The sequence below is a fragment of the Actinomadura syzygii genome (assembly GCF_008085905.1).
GTDB classification, from domain to species: domain Bacteria; phylum Actinomycetota; class Actinomycetes; order Streptosporangiales; family Streptosporangiaceae; genus Spirillospora; species Spirillospora syzygii.
The window spans coordinates 419,851-436,431 of record NZ_VSFF01000006.1 but is presented as its reverse complement, the minus strand read 5'-3'; the positions used below and the strand labels follow the sequence as shown (position 1 = coordinate 436,431).

At 71.4% G+C, this 16,581-nt stretch carries 14 protein-coding genes; 4 read left to right on the top strand and 10 right to left on the bottom strand.

Annotated elements, in window-relative coordinates:
• Window positions 1-4: 4 nt before the first annotated feature.
• Window positions 5-1,159, top strand: coding sequence for a serine hydrolase domain-containing protein (locus tag FXF65_RS17300; RefSeq protein WP_148350989.1), 1,155 nt, complete (start codon window positions 5-7; stop codon window positions 1,157-1,159).
• Between the two features lie 223 nt (window positions 1,160-1,382).
• Window positions 1,383-3,935, top strand: a complete 2,553-nt coding sequence (locus FXF65_RS17295) for a collagenase (RefSeq protein WP_246198829.1) — start codon at window positions 1,383-1,385, stop codon at window positions 3,933-3,935.
• A gap of 81 nt (window positions 3,936-4,016) precedes the next feature.
• Here FXF65_RS17295 and FXF65_RS17290 read toward each other — a convergent pair whose 3' ends face one another.
• The 5 genes from FXF65_RS17290 to FXF65_RS17270 are packed head-to-tail and all read right to left on the bottom strand — an operon-like array spanning window position 4,017 to window position 9,538.
• Window positions 4,017-4,967 carry an ABC transporter ATP-binding protein gene (locus FXF65_RS17290; RefSeq protein WP_148350988.1) on the bottom strand — a complete coding sequence of 317 codons (951 nt, stop codon included), beginning with the start codon at window positions 4,965-4,967 and terminating at the stop codon, window positions 4,017-4,019.
• Window positions 4,964-5,926, bottom strand: a complete 963-nt coding sequence (locus FXF65_RS17285; RefSeq protein WP_148350987.1) for an ABC transporter ATP-binding protein — start codon at window positions 5,924-5,926, stop codon at window positions 4,964-4,966. Before FXF65_RS17285 ends, FXF65_RS17290 begins: the two co-directional genes overlap by 4 nt.
• Complete coding sequence (locus tag FXF65_RS17280) at window positions 5,923-6,912, bottom strand: ABC transporter permease (protein WP_148350986.1); 990 nt, start codon at window positions 6,910-6,912, stop codon at window positions 5,923-5,925. The genes FXF65_RS17285 and FXF65_RS17280 overlap by 4 nt, the downstream gene beginning before the upstream one ends.
• Window positions 6,909-7,856 carry an ABC transporter permease gene (locus tag FXF65_RS17275; protein ID WP_148350985.1) on the bottom strand — a complete coding sequence of 316 codons (948 nt, stop codon included), beginning with the start codon at window positions 7,854-7,856 and terminating at the stop codon, window positions 6,909-6,911. The genes FXF65_RS17280 and FXF65_RS17275 overlap by 4 nt, the downstream gene beginning before the upstream one ends.
• A complete protein-coding gene (locus FXF65_RS17270) occupies window positions 7,853-9,538 on the bottom strand; it encodes an ABC transporter substrate-binding protein (protein WP_148350984.1) in 1,686 nt (561 codons plus the stop codon). The genes FXF65_RS17275 and FXF65_RS17270 overlap by 4 nt, the downstream gene beginning before the upstream one ends.
• Window positions 9,539-9,706: 168 nt before the next feature.
• On the opposite strand from FXF65_RS17270, the gene FXF65_RS17265 reads away from it, so the two are divergent.
• Window positions 9,707-11,149: an aminopeptidase P family protein gene (locus FXF65_RS17265; RefSeq protein ID WP_148350983.1), complete on the top strand. Its 1,443-nt coding sequence runs from the start codon at window positions 9,707-9,709 to the stop codon at window positions 11,147-11,149.
• Between the two features lie 75 nt (window positions 11,150-11,224).
• Here the strand turns inward: FXF65_RS17265 and FXF65_RS17260 are convergent, their stop codons facing one another.
• The 3 genes from FXF65_RS17260 to FXF65_RS17250 all read right to left on the bottom strand — a co-directional run bounded on the left by FXF65_RS17260 (window position 11,225) and on the right by FXF65_RS17250 (window position 14,306).
• Window positions 11,225-12,469 (bottom strand): S1 family peptidase, encoded by a 1,245-nt coding sequence (locus FXF65_RS17260; RefSeq protein ID WP_148350982.1) that lies wholly within the window; start codon window positions 12,467-12,469, stop codon window positions 11,225-11,227.
• A gap of 137 nt (window positions 12,470-12,606) precedes the next feature.
• Window positions 12,607-13,275, bottom strand: a complete 669-nt coding sequence (locus FXF65_RS17255) for a GntR family transcriptional regulator (RefSeq protein WP_148350981.1) — start codon at window positions 13,273-13,275, stop codon at window positions 12,607-12,609.
• A 74-nt stretch (window positions 13,276-13,349) separates the two neighbouring features.
• Window positions 13,350-14,306, bottom strand: coding sequence for a LysR family transcriptional regulator (locus FXF65_RS17250; protein WP_148350980.1), 957 nt, complete (start codon window positions 14,304-14,306; stop codon window positions 13,350-13,352).
• A gap of 52 nt (window positions 14,307-14,358) precedes the next feature.
• On the opposite strand from FXF65_RS17250, the gene FXF65_RS17245 reads away from it, so the two are divergent.
• Window positions 14,359-15,183, top strand: a complete 825-nt coding sequence (locus tag FXF65_RS17245; protein ID WP_187412351.1) for an ATP-binding protein — start codon at window positions 14,359-14,361, stop codon at window positions 15,181-15,183.
• 8 nt (window positions 15,184-15,191) lie between these two features.
• Here the strand turns inward: FXF65_RS17245 and FXF65_RS17240 are convergent, their stop codons facing one another.
• Both FXF65_RS17240 and FXF65_RS17235 read right to left on the bottom strand, forming a co-directional pair.
• Complete coding sequence (locus FXF65_RS17240) at window positions 15,192-15,875, bottom strand: GntR family transcriptional regulator (RefSeq protein ID WP_246198807.1); 684 nt, start codon at window positions 15,873-15,875, stop codon at window positions 15,192-15,194.
• 65 nt (window positions 15,876-15,940) lie between these two features.
• On the bottom strand, window positions 15,941-16,546 hold the full coding sequence (locus FXF65_RS17235; protein ID WP_148350977.1) for a TetR/AcrR family transcriptional regulator: 606 nt from the start codon (window positions 16,544-16,546) through the stop codon (window positions 15,941-15,943).
• Window positions 16,547-16,581: the final 35 nt, after the last annotated feature.

The window sequence follows — 16,581 nt, the reverse complement described above, 5'->3', positions numbered from 1 at the left end:
GGGGATGAGGCGGAGCCATTATGTGTGGGGAATCGGAATGGTCGCCGTTCTGCTCGCCGTGGCGGGTGCGTTCAGCGGGTGCGGCGACCACGAGCGGGCGGCGCTTCGGGCTGATGAACGTCCGGCCGAACCCGTGGACTCGTCCATTCAGGAGTTTCTGCGGGCGAAGATTCCGAGCGGCCCCGGCGGGACGGTCGCCGCCGCCCATGACGGCGGGCTCGTGCACTGCCGAGGCTTCGGCTTCGCGGACCGCGAGCTGCGAATCCCGGCGCGGTGCGACACCGTCTACGACGTCATGTCGATGACGAAGCAGTTCACCGCCGCCGCCATCGTGAAGCTTGAAATGCAGGGGCGGTTGCGGGTCAGCGACCCGATCTCCGAATACCTTGGGCCCGTGCCCGCCGACAAGCGGGGAATCACGCTGCACCACCTGCTGACGCACACGTCCGGGCTGGACGACGAGCAGGGCGGCGACGACTACGAGCCGGTCTCGCGCGACGGGATGCTGAAAGTGGCGCTCCGGTCGAAGCTCCAGTCGGCGCCAGGCTCCGAATTCCATTACTCCAACCTGGGATTCAGTGTTCTGGCCGCGATCGTGGAGAAGGTCTCGGGCGTCGGCTACGAGCGCTACTTGGCGACGAACCTGTTCGCGCCTGCCGGGATGACGCGAACCGGATACGTCCTGCCGCGCTGGAAGCGCGACGACATCGCGGTCGAATACGACGAGCACGGACGGTCGCAGGGACGGCCGAACGAGCACCCGTGGGCGTCCGACGGGCCCTACTGGTACCTGCGCGGGAATGGTGGTGTGCTGTCGACGCCGCGCGACATGTTCCTCTGGCATCGGGCCCTCGAAGGCACCGGCGTCCTTTCGGACGGCGCCAAGCGCAAGATGTTCAAGCCGCATGTCTACGTCGGAGAACGCGACGGCCTCAAGGCGTACTACGGATATGGCTGGGGCGTCGTCCACGCTCGTGATCGGTGGCTCGTGGAGCACGACGGCGGGAACGACTGGTCGTTCGGCGAGTTCGCGCGGTTCCCCGACCAGCGCGTCATGGTGTTCTGGATCAGCAACCAGGCGTACAGCGAAGGCCGGTGGAACCTGGACGAGCAGAACGTCGAACTGACCTTCGGCATCGAGTCCCGCGCCCGCGACTGAACGGCGGGGACGCTCACCGCCAAAGCACGCGGCCGCGGACTCGGGGTTCTTGCATAACGGAGATGTATGGGGCGGCGTATGACCGCCGGGAGGACGGGGCGCTCACACTGCGGGCGCAGAGATCGCCTAGACCGTCGGGAGTTGGAGGCCGGCGGCGCCTTTTCGTCCACGAGCCATCGGAATCCCATCCCGGCCTCGCCGGGATGCCCCGGAGGAACCCCCCGTGAGAAAAAGACATACCTCGATCAGATGCCTGCGGGCGTCGCTGGTCCTTGTGCTTGGGATCAGCTTCATGGTCTCGCCCGCCAACCCCGCCAACGCGGCTCCCACGCCCCGCCCGCACCCCGTCACGGCCCGCACCGGAGACGACGCGAGCGGGCACCTGCGGAAGTCGCCGCTCCCGGTCAAGGACCGGCCGCCGCTCCCCGCCACGGACGACGCGCTGAAGAGCCGTCCGGACAAGCCGCGGAAATCCGCGGAACGGCAGCGGCCTTCCATGAAGCAGGCCCCGAAGGGCGCGCCGAAGGCGAAAGCGGCGGCGGCGTGCAGTCCGAGCGACTTCACCAGCCGTTCCGGAAGCGCGCTCGTGCAGCAGATCAAAAGCAGCACGACGGACTGCGTCAACACGCTGTTCAGCCTGACCGGAGGCGACGCCTACTACGCCTTCCGCGAATCCCAGATGTCGACGGTCGCGTACGCGCTGCGCGACAACGGCCTCTACTACCCGGGCGACAACACCACGGGTACCGCTCAGCTCGTCCTTTACCTGCGCGCCGGGTATTACGTGCAGTGGTACTACCCGACCGACGTGGGCGCTTATGGCGCGTCGTTGAAGACGGCGATCCAGTCGGGGCTGGACGCCTACTTCGGAAACTCCAGGTCGTCGACGGTCAGCGACGCCAACGGCGAGGTGCTCGCCGAGGCGGTCACGCTGGTCGACAGCGCCCAGGAGAACGCCCGGTACATCTACGTCATCAAGCGGATGCTGACCGGATACAACAGCTCCTACGACGCCTACTGGTGGATGCTCAACGCGGTCAACAACGTATACACGATCCTGTTCCGCGGCCACCAGGTGCCGGAGTTCGTGTCCGCTGTGCAGTCCGATCCGAGTCTCCTGGACACGCTCAACTCGTTCGCGTCCGGACACCTCTCCCTGCTCGGAACGGACCGCAGCTACCTCGTCTCCAACGCCGGCCGCGAAATGGCCCGCTTCCTCCAGCACTCGCCGCTCCAGGCGAAGGTGAGGCCGCAGGCCAAGGGCCTTCTCGGGCAGAGCGCCATGACCGGGAAGACGGCTCCGCTGTGGGTCGGCATCGCTGAGATGACCGACTTCTACGACAAGGCGAACTGCACCTACTACGACACGTGCAACCTCCAGCAGCGGTTGGCGCAGAACGTGCTGACCATCAACCACACGTGCAGTTCCAGCATCCGGATCCGGGCGCAGGACATGACGGCGGCGCAGTTGTCCGACTCGTGCGCGAGCCTGCTGAACCAGGACGCCTACTTCCACGGCCTGGTGAAGGACGGCAACCGGCCGGTCGCGAACGACAACAACACCACGATCGAGGTCTGCGTCTTCGATTCCAGTACGGACTACCAGACGTACGCCGGTGCGATGTTCGGCATCGACACCAACAACGGCGGAATGTACCTGGAGGGCGACCCGGCCGCGTCGGGGAACCAGCCGAGGTTCATCGCCTACGAGGCCGAATGGGTGCGTCCGACGTTCCAGATCTGGAACCTCAACCACGAGTACACCCACTACCTCGACGGCCGGTTCGACATGTACGGCGACTTCAACGCCAATGTCACCACGCCGACCATCTGGTGGATCGAGGGCTTCGCCGAGTACGTCTCCTACTCCTACCGGAAGGTCAACAACGACTCGGCCATCGCCGAGGCCGCCCGGCGGACGTACGCGCTAAGCACCCTTTTCAACACGACGTACAGCCATGACACGACGCGCATCTACTACTGGGGATACCTCGCCGTCCGGTACATGTTCGAGAAGCACCCCGGCGACATCTCCACCGTTCTCGGCTACTACCGGACCGGCAACTGGAACGCCGCCCGGACGTACCTGACCAGCACCATCGGCAGCCGCTACGACAGCGACTGGTGGACGTGGCTCGCCGCCTGCGCCGCCGGCGCCTGCGCGGGCGGCGGCGGTGGCGGCAACCAGGCGCCCGTCGCCCGGTTCGGCTACCAGGCGAACGGCCTGGCGGTCGCGTTCACCGACCAGTCCACCGACTCCGACGGGACGATCGCGTCCCGCCGCTGGGACTTCGGCGACGGCACCACGTCGACGTCGGCCAACCCGTCCCACACCTATGGCGCGGACGGCAACTACACCGTGTCCCTCACCGTCACCGACAACGCCGGTGGCACCGACACCGTGACGCAGCAGGTCTCGGTGTCCGCCGGAGGCGGCGGCGGGACGAAGGAGTGCACCGGCTCCGACACCAGGCAGCTCGACCGGAACTGCCAGCGGAGCAACCTCTCCGCCGCGAAGGGCGGCACGTACTACCTGTACATCTACATCCCGTCCGGGACGCGGTCGATCACCATCACCTCGTCCGGCGGAACCGGCGACGCCGACCTCTACTACAACGGCAGCACGTGGGCGACGCCGACGTCCTACGGCCAGCGATCCATGAACGCGGGCAACGCGGAGACCCTGACGGTCAGCAGCCCGCCGGCCGGTTACAACTACATCAGCATGTACGGAAAGGAGGCTTTCAACGGAGCTTCGGTAAAGGTCGAGTACTGATTCCGGCCTTGTGTGACCCTGCGTGAAAGAAAGCCGGGATCGGGCCCCGCAGCCCGATCCCGGCCCTTTCTCGTCCGGAACTCAGGAGGTTTCAGGGAAATGGCAGGCGACTTCGCGTCCGGCGACCCGCGAAAGGACGGGACGCTCCACCCGGCACCGCGACTCCGCCTTGTGGCAGCGCGGATGGAACGGGCAGCCGGACGGCGGCGACGCCGGGCTCGGCGGGTCGCCGCGCAGCACGATCCGCTCCCGCGCCCGCTCGGCCACCGGGTCGGGCAGCGGGATCGCGGACAGCAGCGCCCGCGTGTACGGGTGCGCGGGCGCGTCGTAGATCGCGTCCCGGTCGCCGATCTCGACGATCCGGCCGAGGTACATCACCGCGACCCGCGCGCACACGTGCCGGACGACGGCCAGGTCGTGCGCGATCAGCACGAGCGCCAGGTCCAGTTCCCGGCGCAGCCCGGACAGCAGGTTGACGATCTGGGCCTGGATCGAGACGTCGAGCGCCGACACCGGCTCGTCCGCGACGACGAGGCGCGGCCGGGTCACGAGCGCGCGGGCGATCCCGATGCGCTGCGCCTGCCCGCCGGAGAACTCGTGCGGGTAGCGTCCGGCGTGCTCGGCGTCCAGGCCGACGAGGCCCAGCATCTCCCGCACGCGGGCGTGCGCCTCCGCCACCGGGACGCCCTGCACCCGCAGCGGCGCCCCGACGATCGACGCGACCGTCTGCCGCGGGTTCAGTGACGAGTACGGGTCCTGGAACACGATCTGCAATTCGCTGCGGAGCGGGCGCATGCGCCGCTGGGGGAGCGCGGTGATGTCCGTGCCGTCGAAGGTGATGCGGCCGGACGTCGGGTCGAGCAGCCGGACGAGCATCCGTCCGGTCGTCGACTTCCCGCAGCCCGACTCGCCGACGAGCCCGAGGGTCTCGCCGGAGCGCACCTCCAGGTCGAGCCCGTCCACCGCACGGACACTCCCGCGCCGAGTCTGAAACGTCTTCGTCAGCCCTTCCAAGGAGAGCAACGCGGTCATCGGGGCTCCTTTGCGGCGGTCAGGTGGCAGGCCGCCTGGTGGGTCGCGCCCTCCAGTTCAGGGCGCGCGATCTCGCAAGCCGCGATCCGGTCGGGGCAGCGGGGATGGAACGGGCAGCCGGACGGCGGGGCCAGCAGCGACGGCGGGCTCCCCGGGATCGGGCTCAGCTCCCCGGCCGGGCCGGTCAGCCGCGGCAGCGAGCCGAGCAGCCCGCGCGTGTAGGGATGCCGCGGCGCGGCGAACAGGGTCTCCGCGTCGGCGTGCTCGACGACCCGTCCCGCGTACATCACGAGGACGTCGTCGGCGACCCGCGCGACCACCCCGAGATCGTGCGTGATCATCAGGACGGCGAGCCCGCGCTCCCGCTGCGCGCCCGCGATCAGCTCCAGGATCTGCGCCTGGACGGTCACGTCCAGCGCGGTCGTCGGCTCGTCCGCGATCAGCAGGTCCGGCTCGCAGGCCAGCGCCATGGCGATCATGACGCGCTGGCGCATCCCGCCGGAGAACCGGTGCGGATGGTCGCGGGCCCGCTCGTCCGGGTCGGGGATGCCGACGTCCGCGAGCAGCCGCACCGCCTGCGCGTGCGCGGCCCGGCGCGACTCCCCGAAGTGCAGCCGCCGCGCCTCCGCGATCTGCTCGCCGACGCGGAAGTGCGGGTGCAGCGACGACAGCGGGTCCTGGAAGATCATCGCGACCCGGCGGCCGCGCACCGCGCGGATCTTCTCGCGGCCCGCGCCGACCAGCTGGACGCCGTCCAGCTCGATCGACCCGCCGATCCGCGCCGCCGCGTGCAGCCCCATGATCGCGAGGCTGGTCGCGGACTTCCCGGATCCGGACTCCCCGACGATCCCGACCGTGCGCCCCGGCTCGACGGCGAACGAAACCCCGTCCACGGCCCGCAACGGCCCCTTCCGATGCGGGAACTCGACGGTCAGGTCCCGGACGTCCAACAAGCTCATGAGAACCTCACCTGCGGGTCGACGACGGCGTAGGCGAGGTCCACGACCAGATTGGCGAACGTGATGAAGAAGGCGGCGAGCAGCGCGACGCCCATCACGACCGGCTGGTCGGACGTCTCGATGGAGTCGATGGTGAGCCGTCCGAGGCCGGGCAGCCCGAACACGCTCTCGGTGATCACGGCGCCGCCGAGCAGCGCGCCGAGGTCCATCCCGAACACGGTGAGGACGGGCGTCAGCCCGGCACGCAGCCCGTGCTTCGCGACGACCGTCCGCTCCGGGAGGCCCTTCGCGCGGGCGGTGCGGATGAACGGCTCGGCCATCGTCTCGACCATCGACGCTCGCGTCATACGCGCGTACATCGCGGCGTACAGCAAGGCGAGCGCGACCCAAGGCAAGACGAGGTTCTTAGCCCACCCCGCAGGGTCCTGCCCGACCGGGACGTAGCTGGAGTAAGGCAGCAGCCCACCGACCTGGACGACGAGCACCGTCAACGTCATCGCCGTGAAGTAAATAGGCAGGGACGCGGAGGTGAGCGTGCCGACCATCATCGTCCGGTCCAGCAGCGTGTCCTTGCGCAGCGCGGACATCACGCCGACCGCGACGCCGCCCGCCAGCCACAGCACGGCCGCGCCCGCCGCGATCGACAGCGTCGTCGGCAGCCGCCGCATCATCAGGTCCCAGACGGGCGTGTTGTTCTGGTACGAGAAGCCGAGGCAGGGGAAATGGCACTGCACGGCGAGCGGGCCCTCGCCGTACGACCGTCCGGCGAAGATGCCGGTCAGGTAGCCGGTGAACTGCCTCCACAGCGGACGATCGAGGCCCATCTGGTGGTGCAGCATCGCGAGCCGTTCCGGCGTGCACGACTTGCCGCACGCCTGGAGGGCCGGGTCGGCGGGGAAGACGTAGAAGATCGTGAAGGTGACCGCGCAGATGACGAGCAGGACGCCCGCCATCCCGGCCAGCCGCAGCGCGACGTAGCGGATCATCGGGTGGCGCTCCGCGGGTCGAGGGCGTCCCGGAAGGCGTCGCCGAGCAGCGTGAACGCGAGGACGGTCAGCAGCAGGCACACGCCCGGCACGACGAAGAACATCGGGTCGACCTGGTACCAGGTCATCGCGGTCGCCATCATCTGCCCCCAGGACGAGTCCGGCGGGCGCACGCCGATGCCGAGGAACGACAGGGCCGCCTCCGTCCCGATGTTGATCGGGACGGTCAGCGTCGCGTACACGAGGATCGGCGCCAGCAGGTTCGGCAGCACCTCGCGGAACAGGATGCGGGCGCGCGTCATGCCCGCCGCCCGCGCAGCCTCCACGAACTCGCGGCTGCGCAGGACGAGCGCCTGCCCGCGCACGATCCGCCCGACGTACGGCCAGCCGAAGAAGCCCATGACGAAGACGAGCTCCAGCGTCCGGTTCCCCTCCGGCAGCACCGACACCAGCGCGATCATGAAGATGAGCTGCGGGAACGACAGGACGAGGTCCATGACGCGGCTGATCAGGGCGTCCAGCCGTCCGCCGGAGAAGCCCGCGAGGAGGCCGAGCGCGGTCCCGGCGGCGGTCGCGACGCCGGTCGCGAGGACGGAGATCAGCAGCGAGATCCGCGCGCCGTGCACCATGCGGCTGAACACGTCCCGTCCGGTGCCCGGCTCGACGCCCAGCCAGAAGTCGCCGTCCACGCCGCCGAGCGCGCCCTTCGGCGCGCCCGCCAGCGCCTTGTCGATCTTCTCCGGGTGGAACTCGTTCGGGCCGTGCCCGTTGAGCGCGGTCAGCACCGGCGCGGTCAGCGCCATCAGGACGAACAGCAGCACGATCCCGAGCCCGATCAGGGCCGCGGGATCGCGCCGCAGGCGCCGGGCGGCGGTCCGCCACGGGGAGCGGCCGAGGGGCGGCGGGGTCGCCGCCCGCCCCTCGGCCAGGGAGGGTGCGCTCACTCCGACACCCCGAGCGTGGCGAAGTCGAACTCGCCCTCCCAGATCGGGTGGCCGAAGGCGCCGGTGACCTTCGAGCCGCGCAGCAGCGGCAGCTTGTCGTGGATCAGCGGGACCATCGGCGACGCCTGCATGATCCGCTGGTCGACGGCCTGCCAGGCGGCCGTGTCGCCGCCCTTCACCGCCGCGCCGATCGCGTCGTTCAGCGCGCGGTCGTCGTACTGCGAGACGACCGTGTTGCCCTTCGGCGTGATGTTGCGCCCGTCGAAGACCGGCGGGATGAACGACGACGCGGACGGGAAGTCGGCGCACCAGCCGTAGAAGACCAGCTCGTCCTCCTTCTTGATGTCGCCGATGGCGTCGTAGTAGACGCTCTTCGCGACCGGGTTCAGCCGGACCTTCACGCCGACGCGGGCGAGGCCCTGCTGCACCGCCTCGCCCTCCGCCTTGCCCTGCTCGGTACTGGTCGTCGTCAGCGTGATCGAGAACCCGCCGCCCTTGCCCGCCGCCGTGAGCAGCTGCTTGGCCCGCGCCGGGTCGCCGTTCGGCGGCGCGTGGTAGACGTCGAGCGCCTTGCCGCCGGTCATCGTCGGCGGGAGGTAGGAGCCCGCCAGTTCGCCGACGCCGCTGCCGCCGTGCGCGGTGCGGTACGCCTCCTTGTCCACCGCGTACTGCATCGCCTGCCGGACGCGCGGGTCGTCGAACGGCGGCTTGGACGTGTTCATCGCGAGGAACCGGGTGCACAGGCTCGTCGCGCTGATGAACCGCTTCTTGACGTCCGCCCTGGTCAGGATGCGCGGCATGCTCGCCGCCGCGACGCTGTAGAGGGTGACCGCGCGCTTGTCCGCGCCCTGGTCGGCGATGAGGCGCTGGTCGATGGCCGTCTGCGCGAGGCCCTCCTCCAGGACGATCCTGTCCGGCTTCCCCTGCCTGACGGTGTCGGTGGCCTTGTCCCAGTGCGGGTTCCGGACGAGGACGAGCCGCCGTCCCCGGTCGTACGACTCCACCTTGTACGGGCCGGAGGAGAAGGGGCGCTTGTCGTAGTTGACCCCGGTGTCCTTCGCCTTCGGGACGGGCGCGAACGTCGGCAGCGTCGCGATCTTCGGCCAGTCCATGGACGGTTCCTTCAGGTGGAACACGACCGTGCGGGCGTCCGGCGTCTCGATCGACGCGAGGCTCCCACCTTTGTACGGACCCTTGTACTTGTCGCCGCCCGCGAGCATCGTCCGGGCGTAGCCGGGGCCTTCGGGGAGGTCGGGGGCGAAGGAGCGCTCCACGCCGTACTTCACGTCCTGGCTGGTGATCGGCGTGCCGTCCTCGTACTTGAGGCCCTGCTTGAGACGGAACGTCCAGGTCTGGCCGCCGTCGGAGGTCTTCCCGGCGTCCTCGGCCAGGTCCGGGACGATCTCGGTGCCCGGCTGGCCGGGCTTCGCGGCGTAGGTGGTGAGGGTCCGGTAGAGCAGCCGGACGCCGAAGTCCATCGCGAACATCACGTAGTTGCGCTGCGGGTCGAGGTGGGCGACGTCCTGCGTGTACAGGACGGTGAGCGTGCCGCCGGCCGCCCCGGAGGAGGACCCGTCGCCGTCCGACCCGCAGGACGCGAGCCCGCCGGCGAGGACGAGGGAGAGCGAGAGGGCGGCCGTGGTGCGCAGCGGACCGCGCGCGCGGCCCAGAGGACGTGTCATGACACTCCGAACATCGGTGGGCGAAGTGTCATATAAAATAGTACAGTAAAATTGTACGTCTAGAAGCGTTACCGAATCTCCACCCCGCCCGACTCCGCCTGCCCCGTCCGACTCCCCGACCTCGCCTGACTCTCCGACCCCGTCTGACTCCGACCCCCGGGACCGCACATGGACCGTCTCGCCACCGGCAGCCACGACCTGCCGGTCTCGCCGGCCCTCGCCGCCTTCATGCGGACGCAATGGGCCACGCCCCCCGCCACGCCTCCCACCACGTTCCCCGCCGTCGCCGACCCCGTCGCGGCCTACGCCGCCCTCCGCCGCGCCGCGCTGGCGGAGCGGTTCCCGGGCGAGCGGCTCGTCGTCCCCGCCGGGCCGCCGAAGGTGCGGAGCAACGACTGCGACCACCGCTACCGGCCGCACACCGCGTACGCGCACCTCACCGGGGACACGACGGCCGACACCGGGCCGGGCGCCGTCCTGGTCCTGGAGCCGGCCGGCGGCGGGCACGAGGCGGTCGTGTACCGGCGGCCGCCGTCCGGCCGCCACGGCGACGCCTTCTACCGGGACCGCCGCGACGGCGAGTTCTGGGTCGGGCCGCGCGAGACGCTCGGCGAGACGGAGCGGCGGCTCGGGGTCGTCTGCCGCCCGCTGGACGCGCTGCCCGGCGCGCTGCGGCTCGCCGTCCCCGCGCGGGCGCTGCGCGGCGTCGCCGCGGACGTCGACACCGCCGTCCCCGTCAAGGACCCCGCGCTCGACCGGGAGCTCGCCGCCGCCGTCGCCGAACTGCGGCTCGTCAAGGACGACTGGGAGATCGCCCAGCTCCAGGCCGCCGTCGGCCACACCGTCGACGGGTTCTGCGACGCCGTCGCCGCCATCCCGTGCGCGCTCGGCCGCCCGCGCGGCGAGCGCTGGATCGAGGGGACGTTCGAGCGCTCCGCCCGCGCGTCCGGCAACGGCGTCGGCTACGACACGATCGCCGCCGCCGGGGCGCACGGCTGCGTCCTGCACTGGACGCGCAACGACGGCCCGCTCCGCAAGGGCGACACCCTCCTCCTCGACGCGGGCGTCGAGACCGACACGCTCTACACGGCCGACATCACCCGCACCATCCCGGTCAACGGCTGGTTCACGCCGCGCCAGCGGCAGGTGTACGACCTCGTCTACCACGCGCAGGAGGCGGCGCTCGCCGCCGTCCGGCCGGGGGCGCGGTTCCGCGACTTCCACCAGGCCGCGATGCGCGTCATCGCCGAAGGGCTCGCGGAGTGGGGCGTGCTGCCCGACGCGGACGCGGCGCTCGACCCGGCGTCCGGGGTGTACCGCCGCTACACGCTGTGCAGCAGCGGGCACATGCTCGGGATGGACGTCCACGACTGCGCGCAGGCCCGAGCGTCCCAGTACCTCGACGGCGTGCTGGAACCGGGACACGTCCTGACCGTCGAACCGGGGCTCTATTTCCAGCCCGACGACCTGACCGTCCCGGAGGAGCTGCGGGGCATCGCCGTCCGGATCGAGGACGACGTCGTCGTCACCGAGACCGGCGCCCGCCTGATGTCCGCCGGGCTGCCCCGCCATCCGGAAGAGGTCGAGCACTGGGTGCAGTCGCTCGCCTGAGCCGGAGAAGCGGGGACGCGGACGGTGCCGCGCCGGGTCGGGGGCCCGCGCGCGGCACCGTTCGCGTTCAGCGGCTCAGCCGGTGAGCAGTGAGACGCCCCAGGCCGACAGGGCCCGGCCGATCGGTTCGTGGATCATGCCGCAGCCGGAGAACGGGCCGCCGCTCAGGATGCCGTGGGCGTAGTTGCCCGCGAACACGCCGCTGCCGCTGTCGCCGGGACCGTCGCACGCGGTGCTCCAGGTCATGCCGGAGAGCGTCCGGTCCGGGTAGGAGACGGTGGCGTCGACCTCGGTGACCGTCCCGCAGGTGTAGCCGGTCGTCGAGCCCTGCTTGCAGACGTAGCCGCCGACGTAGTCGGCCTCACTGCCGGAGACCGGCGACTCGTACAGCACCCAGCCGCGCGGCTGCCACCAGCCGGGATCGCCGACGGAGACGATCGCCGAGTCGCCGTACCAGCTGAACTCGTAGCCGGCGACGCCCCCGACGTTCTGGTAGCCGTAGCTGTAGGTGGAGACGTCCCACCAGTAGCCGATCTCGGCGCAGTGCCCGGCGGTCATCATGTAGTAGCTGCCGCCGGAGTACGCCGTGAACGCCGACGTGCAGCGCGCGCCGCCGGTGAAGATCGCGAGCCCGGAGCGCAGCGGCGGGTCGCAGGCGTAGTCGTCCTGGCAGTAGCGCGGCACCGACTTCTGCGCGTGGGTCGAGACCTCGACCGCGTCGCCGAACTCGCGCTTCGCCCAGCGCAGGACGTCCCGCTGCGCGGCGGTGACCGGCGCGCCGCGCAGGCTGGTCAGCCGCACCCTGTTCCCGGACGTGACGATCCCCGTCTGGAGGCCGTCCTTCGCGCCCTTGTTGGCTTTGGCGACCCGCTTGGCGAGCGCGTCCGACACCTGCTGGAGGTGCCGGTACCCGTACCGGACGCGGGCCGTCGCGGTGTCTGCGATCCCGGCCGTCGCGGCCGCCTCGGTCACGGCGGGCGCGGCCTTGCCCGTCGTCACGCCGACGGTGAGCCTGCCGCCGTGCTTCTGGTCGATCCAGGCGCCGCCGTACCGGGCGCCGAGCGTCCGGCCGACCGACGCGGCCAGCTTGAGCTGCGCGGGCTGCCGGTCGGCGCGGCGCGCGGCCTCGGCCGCCGGGACGCCCTGGTCGTTGACGATCTGCTGGACGAGTGCCTGCCTCGCCTCCTTCTGCGGGTGCACGGGGGGCGCGCCACGGCCTGCGGGCGTACCGGCGTACGCCGGTACGGCCGTGAAGACCGAGGTCAGCGCGGCGGCCGAGGCGATCGCCAGGGCCGCGCTACTGCGTTTCGGGCGGACCATCGGGGGGTTCCTCCTTCGCGGACGGGGGCTGCCACCGGAGGCGGTGGCGTCCGCTCTACAATGTGAAATTGCACTGTAAAATGTAAAACCCTACTTGCCAAGACCCGAAGTTCCGGGGCCCCTCAGCGTGGGGAGCGTCAGCTCCAGGCGTTCCGCACGTGGTCCAGGTGGCGGAGCATGATCTCGCGTGCCTTCGCGGTGTCGCCGTCGGCCAGCGCGTCCACCAGCTCGGCGTGCTCGGCCGCCGCCGTCTCCATGGTGTCCTTCGCCGCGGGCTTCACCAGCCCGTACATGCGGGACCGGCTCCGCAGATCGAGGACGGTCCGCGCGAGCGTCCTGTTCTGCGTCAGCGCGAGCAGCTCGGCGTGGAAGCGGCTGTCGGCGTCCAGGAAGCGGAGGAGATCGCCCGTGCCCGCCTCGGTCGCGGTCTCGGCGGCCAGGGCGCGGAGCCTCGGCGGCGCGTCGTCCGGGAGGGCGCCGGCGAGCCGCGCCACCGCGGGCACCTCGACCATCTCCCGGAGCTCGGTCAGCTCCGCGAGGTCGCGCGCCGACAGCGGAACCACCCGGAACCCGCGGTTGCGCACGGCCTCGAACAGTCCGTCCCGGACCAGATCGATCATCGCCTCGCGGACCGGCGTCGCCGACACACCGAACTCCTCGGCCAGCGCGGGGGCGGAGTACACCACGCCGGGGCGCAGCTTTCCGCCGATCAGCGCGTTCCGCAACGCTTCGGCGACCTGCCCGCGCAGGCTGTCGCGCCCGCCGAGCTCCGGCAGCCCTACCAGGGCATCGGCCACCGGATCCATATGCCCCCTCCTCACCAACGATCAGAATATAGGTTCGCTGGTTCGGATCTGTTCTTGGCGGCCTGCCGTCCTGGCTAGACGATCGGGTGGACTTCCGGGTGGGACCGCCACCAGTCGCCGAAGGACGGGTTGTTGCCCACGTGTTCCACGAAGGCGGCGGCCAGGCCGCGGTAGAGGGCGGTGGCGCTCTCCGGGCTCAGGCGGTCCCGGCGCCAGGCCACCAGGAGCTTCGCCACCTGCGGTTCGCCCGCCAGCGGGCGGACGACCGTGCCGGGGTTCGGCGGCCAGGACGGGTCCACCAAGCGGATCGCCTGCCCCGCCGCGACCAGCGGGATCGCCGCGCCGCTCGGCGCCTCGTACTGGACGGTCGGCTCGAAGCCCGCCTTCCGGCAGGACGCCCGCAGCGAGGCGAGCGAGCCGTCGTCCGCGCCCGGCGGACCGATCCAGTGCTCGTCCCTCAGATCGGAGAGGCTGATCTCGTCCTGGCCCGCCAGCGGGTGCGCCGCGGTGAGCGTCACGTAGATCGGGTAGCGCGGCACCAGCGTGCGGGTCACGACCGGCGCGCTGAGCGGGACGTCGAAGCCCTCCATGACCCCGATCAGCGCCGCGTCCAGATGGCCGCGCGCCAGGGCGTCGCCGAGCAGGATCGACGACGGCTCGATGCGGAGCGACACCTTGCGCCCGGGAAGCGCCTCGCTCACCCGCGCGACGATGCTCGCGACGCAGGCCAGGTGCACGCAGCCGAGGCCGAGCGTGCCGGCCGGGCCGTCGCCGCCGTGCAGGTCGCCGAACAGCGTGTCCAGCTCGGACAGGACGGTCCGCGCCCGCGAGATGACCTGGCCGCCCAGCGCCGTCGGCTCCAGACCGGTGCGGCTGCGGACGAACAGCTGCCCGCCGACGATCTCCTCCACGCGGCGCAGCTGGTTCGACATGGCGGGCTGCGACATGCCCATCCGGGCCGCCGCCTGGGTGATGCTCCCGGTCTCCGCCATCGCGCACACCATGCGCAGATGGCTGATATCGAGATCCATAGCCGGAAATTATGCACTAACGGATGACGTGCGGCCCGGGAGTGCGGACAGAATGCCGGTACTCCTCCCGCCGGGAGAGGGCCTCCTCACCGCCTCCCTCTCCCGGCGGCTTCCCGGCCGGTCCGTCCCGTCCGTCTCATGGAAAGTGATCGTCATGGCGGAAAAGCCGCGACTGGCCGAGCTGGACATGACCGACGTGGGCGGCGGCGCCTTCCCGGCCTGGGCGCTGCCGCCCGGACCCCGCGCGGCGGGGGCCGCGCGGGGCATCGCCCGCACCGTCCTCGCCCAATTCGAGTTGCCGCCGGAAACCGCCGCCGACGCGGAATTGATCATTTCGGAGTTGGCCGCGAACGCCATTCTGCACGGCGGCCGGGAACGTTCCGAGGTTTGGGCCTACCTGCGCGGCCGGACGAATCCAGAGATCGTTTTCAAGGTGTTCGACGCGGCGCCCTGGCGGCGCCCGGTGCCGCGGCCGATCGACGCCGCGGGCGGCCGCGGGCTGACGCTGGTCGGCGCGCTGACCGCGGACGCGGGCGGCCGGTGGGGCGTCCATCCGACGCGGGGACGGCTCGGGGCGCGGCCCGTCCCCGGCAAGGCCGTGTACTTCACCGTCCCCGTGCCGGGGCACGCCGCGCCGCAGTCGCGGTGGCCGTCGCACGAGCGCATCTGCGCGCTCGCGGCCGCGCGGGGCCTCCAGCCGCGCGTCTTCGCCGACCACGAGCTGACCGTGGTGCACCTCGGGGCGGGACGGTGCGTCTGGGTGAGCCGGGACGCGCTGCACCTCGACGGTCCCGGCCGGGTCGCCGTCCGGTACCCGCCGTCGGACGAGGTGGAGGTCGTCGAGCAGGTCGTCCGGCACTGCGAGGACCTGGCGTGACGCGCCGGTCAGCGCTGTTGGGGACGGTGCCGTTCGGGTCGGTCCGCCCAGATGCCGCGGATGTGGCGGAGGTGGTGGCGCATCAGGGTGCGGGCGCCATCGCCGTCGCCCGCCGCGACGGCGTCGAGCAGGTCCTCGTGCTCGCGGGCGGACGGCTCCAGCTCGCCGCGCTCGGCGAGCCGCGGCACCCCGTACAGGCGCGCTTTGTACCGCAGTTCGCTCACCAGCCGGACGAGGTGCTCGTTGCCGCACAACCCGAGCAGTTCGAGGTGGAAGCGGTGGTCGGCGTCGATGTAGGCGAGGACGTCGCGGCGCTCCGCGGCGGCCACGATCTCCCCGGCGAGCGGGCGCAGCGCGCGGACCCGGGCGGCCTGCCCGCGCTCGGCGGCGCGCACCACGGCGGGCACCTCGATCAGCTCCCGCACCTCGGTGATCTCGTCCAGCTCGCGGTCGGACAGCTCGGTGACCTTGAACCCCTTGTTGCGGACGACGGCGACGAGCCCCTCCCGCGCGAGGTCGATCATCGCCTCGCGGACCGGCGTCGGCGACACCCCGAACCGGACGGCGATCGCCGGCGCCGAGTACACGACGCCCGGCCGCATCTCCCCGGACACGAGCGCCGCCCGCAGCGCGTGCGCGACCTGCTCACGGACCTTCTGCCGGGGTCCCAGGGACGGCAGATCCAACTTCATGCTCAACAACATATGACATTGCACCCTTACTCCGGCAGGTGTTCCGGGCGGGTGGCACGATCGGGTCAGGGTGCGGTGGGCTCGCCGGTCATGAGGTGCTGGACCAGTGGGGCCAGGTGAGCGACCACGTCCTCGCGGGCGGCGGAGGCGAGGGGCTCCGTCGGGATCACGTAGCGGGCCGTCGCGACGCCGAGGAGTTGGGCGCCGACGAGGTTCGCGCGCAGCTCCGCGTCCGCCCCGCCGACGCGGCGGGCGAGGACGGCCATGACCTCGTCGGCGACGAGGGACGCGAGCGCCGCCGCCGCGTTCGGCGACGCGGACGCCGCCCGGACGACGACCCGCAGCCAGGGCCCGGCGTCCGGGTCCTCCCAGAGGGCGAGGTAGCCGCGGACGAACCGCTCGCCGAGGCCGTCCGGACCGCCCTCGTCCACTTCGCGGACGAGGCCCGAGAGCAGCGGGACGGACCGCAGCACGACGCCGAACAGCGCGTCCTTCGTGCCGAAGAAGTGGAGGACGAGCGCGTGGTCGACGTCCGCGTCGCGGGCGATCCGCCGGATGGAGGTTCCGGCGTAGCCGTCCTCCGCGAAGCACCGCCGGGCCGCGTCGAGGATCGTCTCGCGGGTCCGCGCGGCGCCGGGCCGCCTTCCGGGCGTCCGCCCGCTCGCTGCCATGCCTCACCCGAAGGTCGCTGGTACCGAAATCCGTA

What these genes read in the sequence shown, in the direction of transcription:
- FXF65_RS17300 (WP_148350989.1), top strand. Translation starts at nt 5, where the DNA reads ATGAGGCGGAGCCATTATGTGTGGGGAATCGGAATGGTCGCCGTTCTG.
- FXF65_RS17265 (WP_148350983.1), top strand. Translation starts at nt 9,707, where the DNA reads ATGGACCGTCTCGCCACCGGCAGCCACGACCTGCCGGTCTCGCCGGCC.
- FXF65_RS17260 (WP_148350982.1), bottom strand. Translation starts at nt 12,469, where the DNA reads ATGGTCCGCCCGAAACGCAGTAGCGCGGCCCTGGCGATCGCCTCGGCC.
- FXF65_RS17290 (WP_148350988.1), bottom strand. Translation starts at nt 4,967, where the DNA reads ATGACCGCGTTGCTCTCCTTGGAAGGGCTGACGAAGACGTTTCAGACT.
- FXF65_RS17245 (WP_187412351.1), top strand. Translation starts at nt 14,359, where the DNA reads ATGCCGGTACTCCTCCCGCCGGGAGAGGGCCTCCTCACCGCCTCCCTC.
- FXF65_RS17250 (WP_148350980.1), bottom strand. Translation starts at nt 14,306, where the DNA reads ATGGATCTCGATATCAGCCATCTGCGCATGGTGTGCGCGATGGCGGAG.
- FXF65_RS17280 (WP_148350986.1), bottom strand. Translation starts at nt 6,912, where the DNA reads ATGATCCGCTACGTCGCGCTGCGGCTGGCCGGGATGGCGGGCGTCCTG.
- FXF65_RS17270 (WP_148350984.1), bottom strand. Translation starts at nt 9,538, where the DNA reads ATGACACGTCCTCTGGGCCGCGCGCGCGGTCCGCTGCGCACCACGGCC.
- FXF65_RS17285 (WP_148350987.1), bottom strand. Translation starts at nt 5,926, where the DNA reads ATGAGCTTGTTGGACGTCCGGGACCTGACCGTCGAGTTCCCGCATCGG.
- FXF65_RS17240 (WP_246198807.1), bottom strand. Translation starts at nt 15,875, where the DNA reads ATGAAGTTGGATCTGCCGTCCCTGGGACCCCGGCAGAAGGTCCGTGAG.
- FXF65_RS17235 (WP_148350977.1), bottom strand. Translation starts at nt 16,546, where the DNA reads ATGGCAGCGAGCGGGCGGACGCCCGGAAGGCGGCCCGGCGCCGCGCGG.
- FXF65_RS17255 (WP_148350981.1), bottom strand. Translation starts at nt 13,275, where the DNA reads ATGGATCCGGTGGCCGATGCCCTGGTAGGGCTGCCGGAGCTCGGCGGG.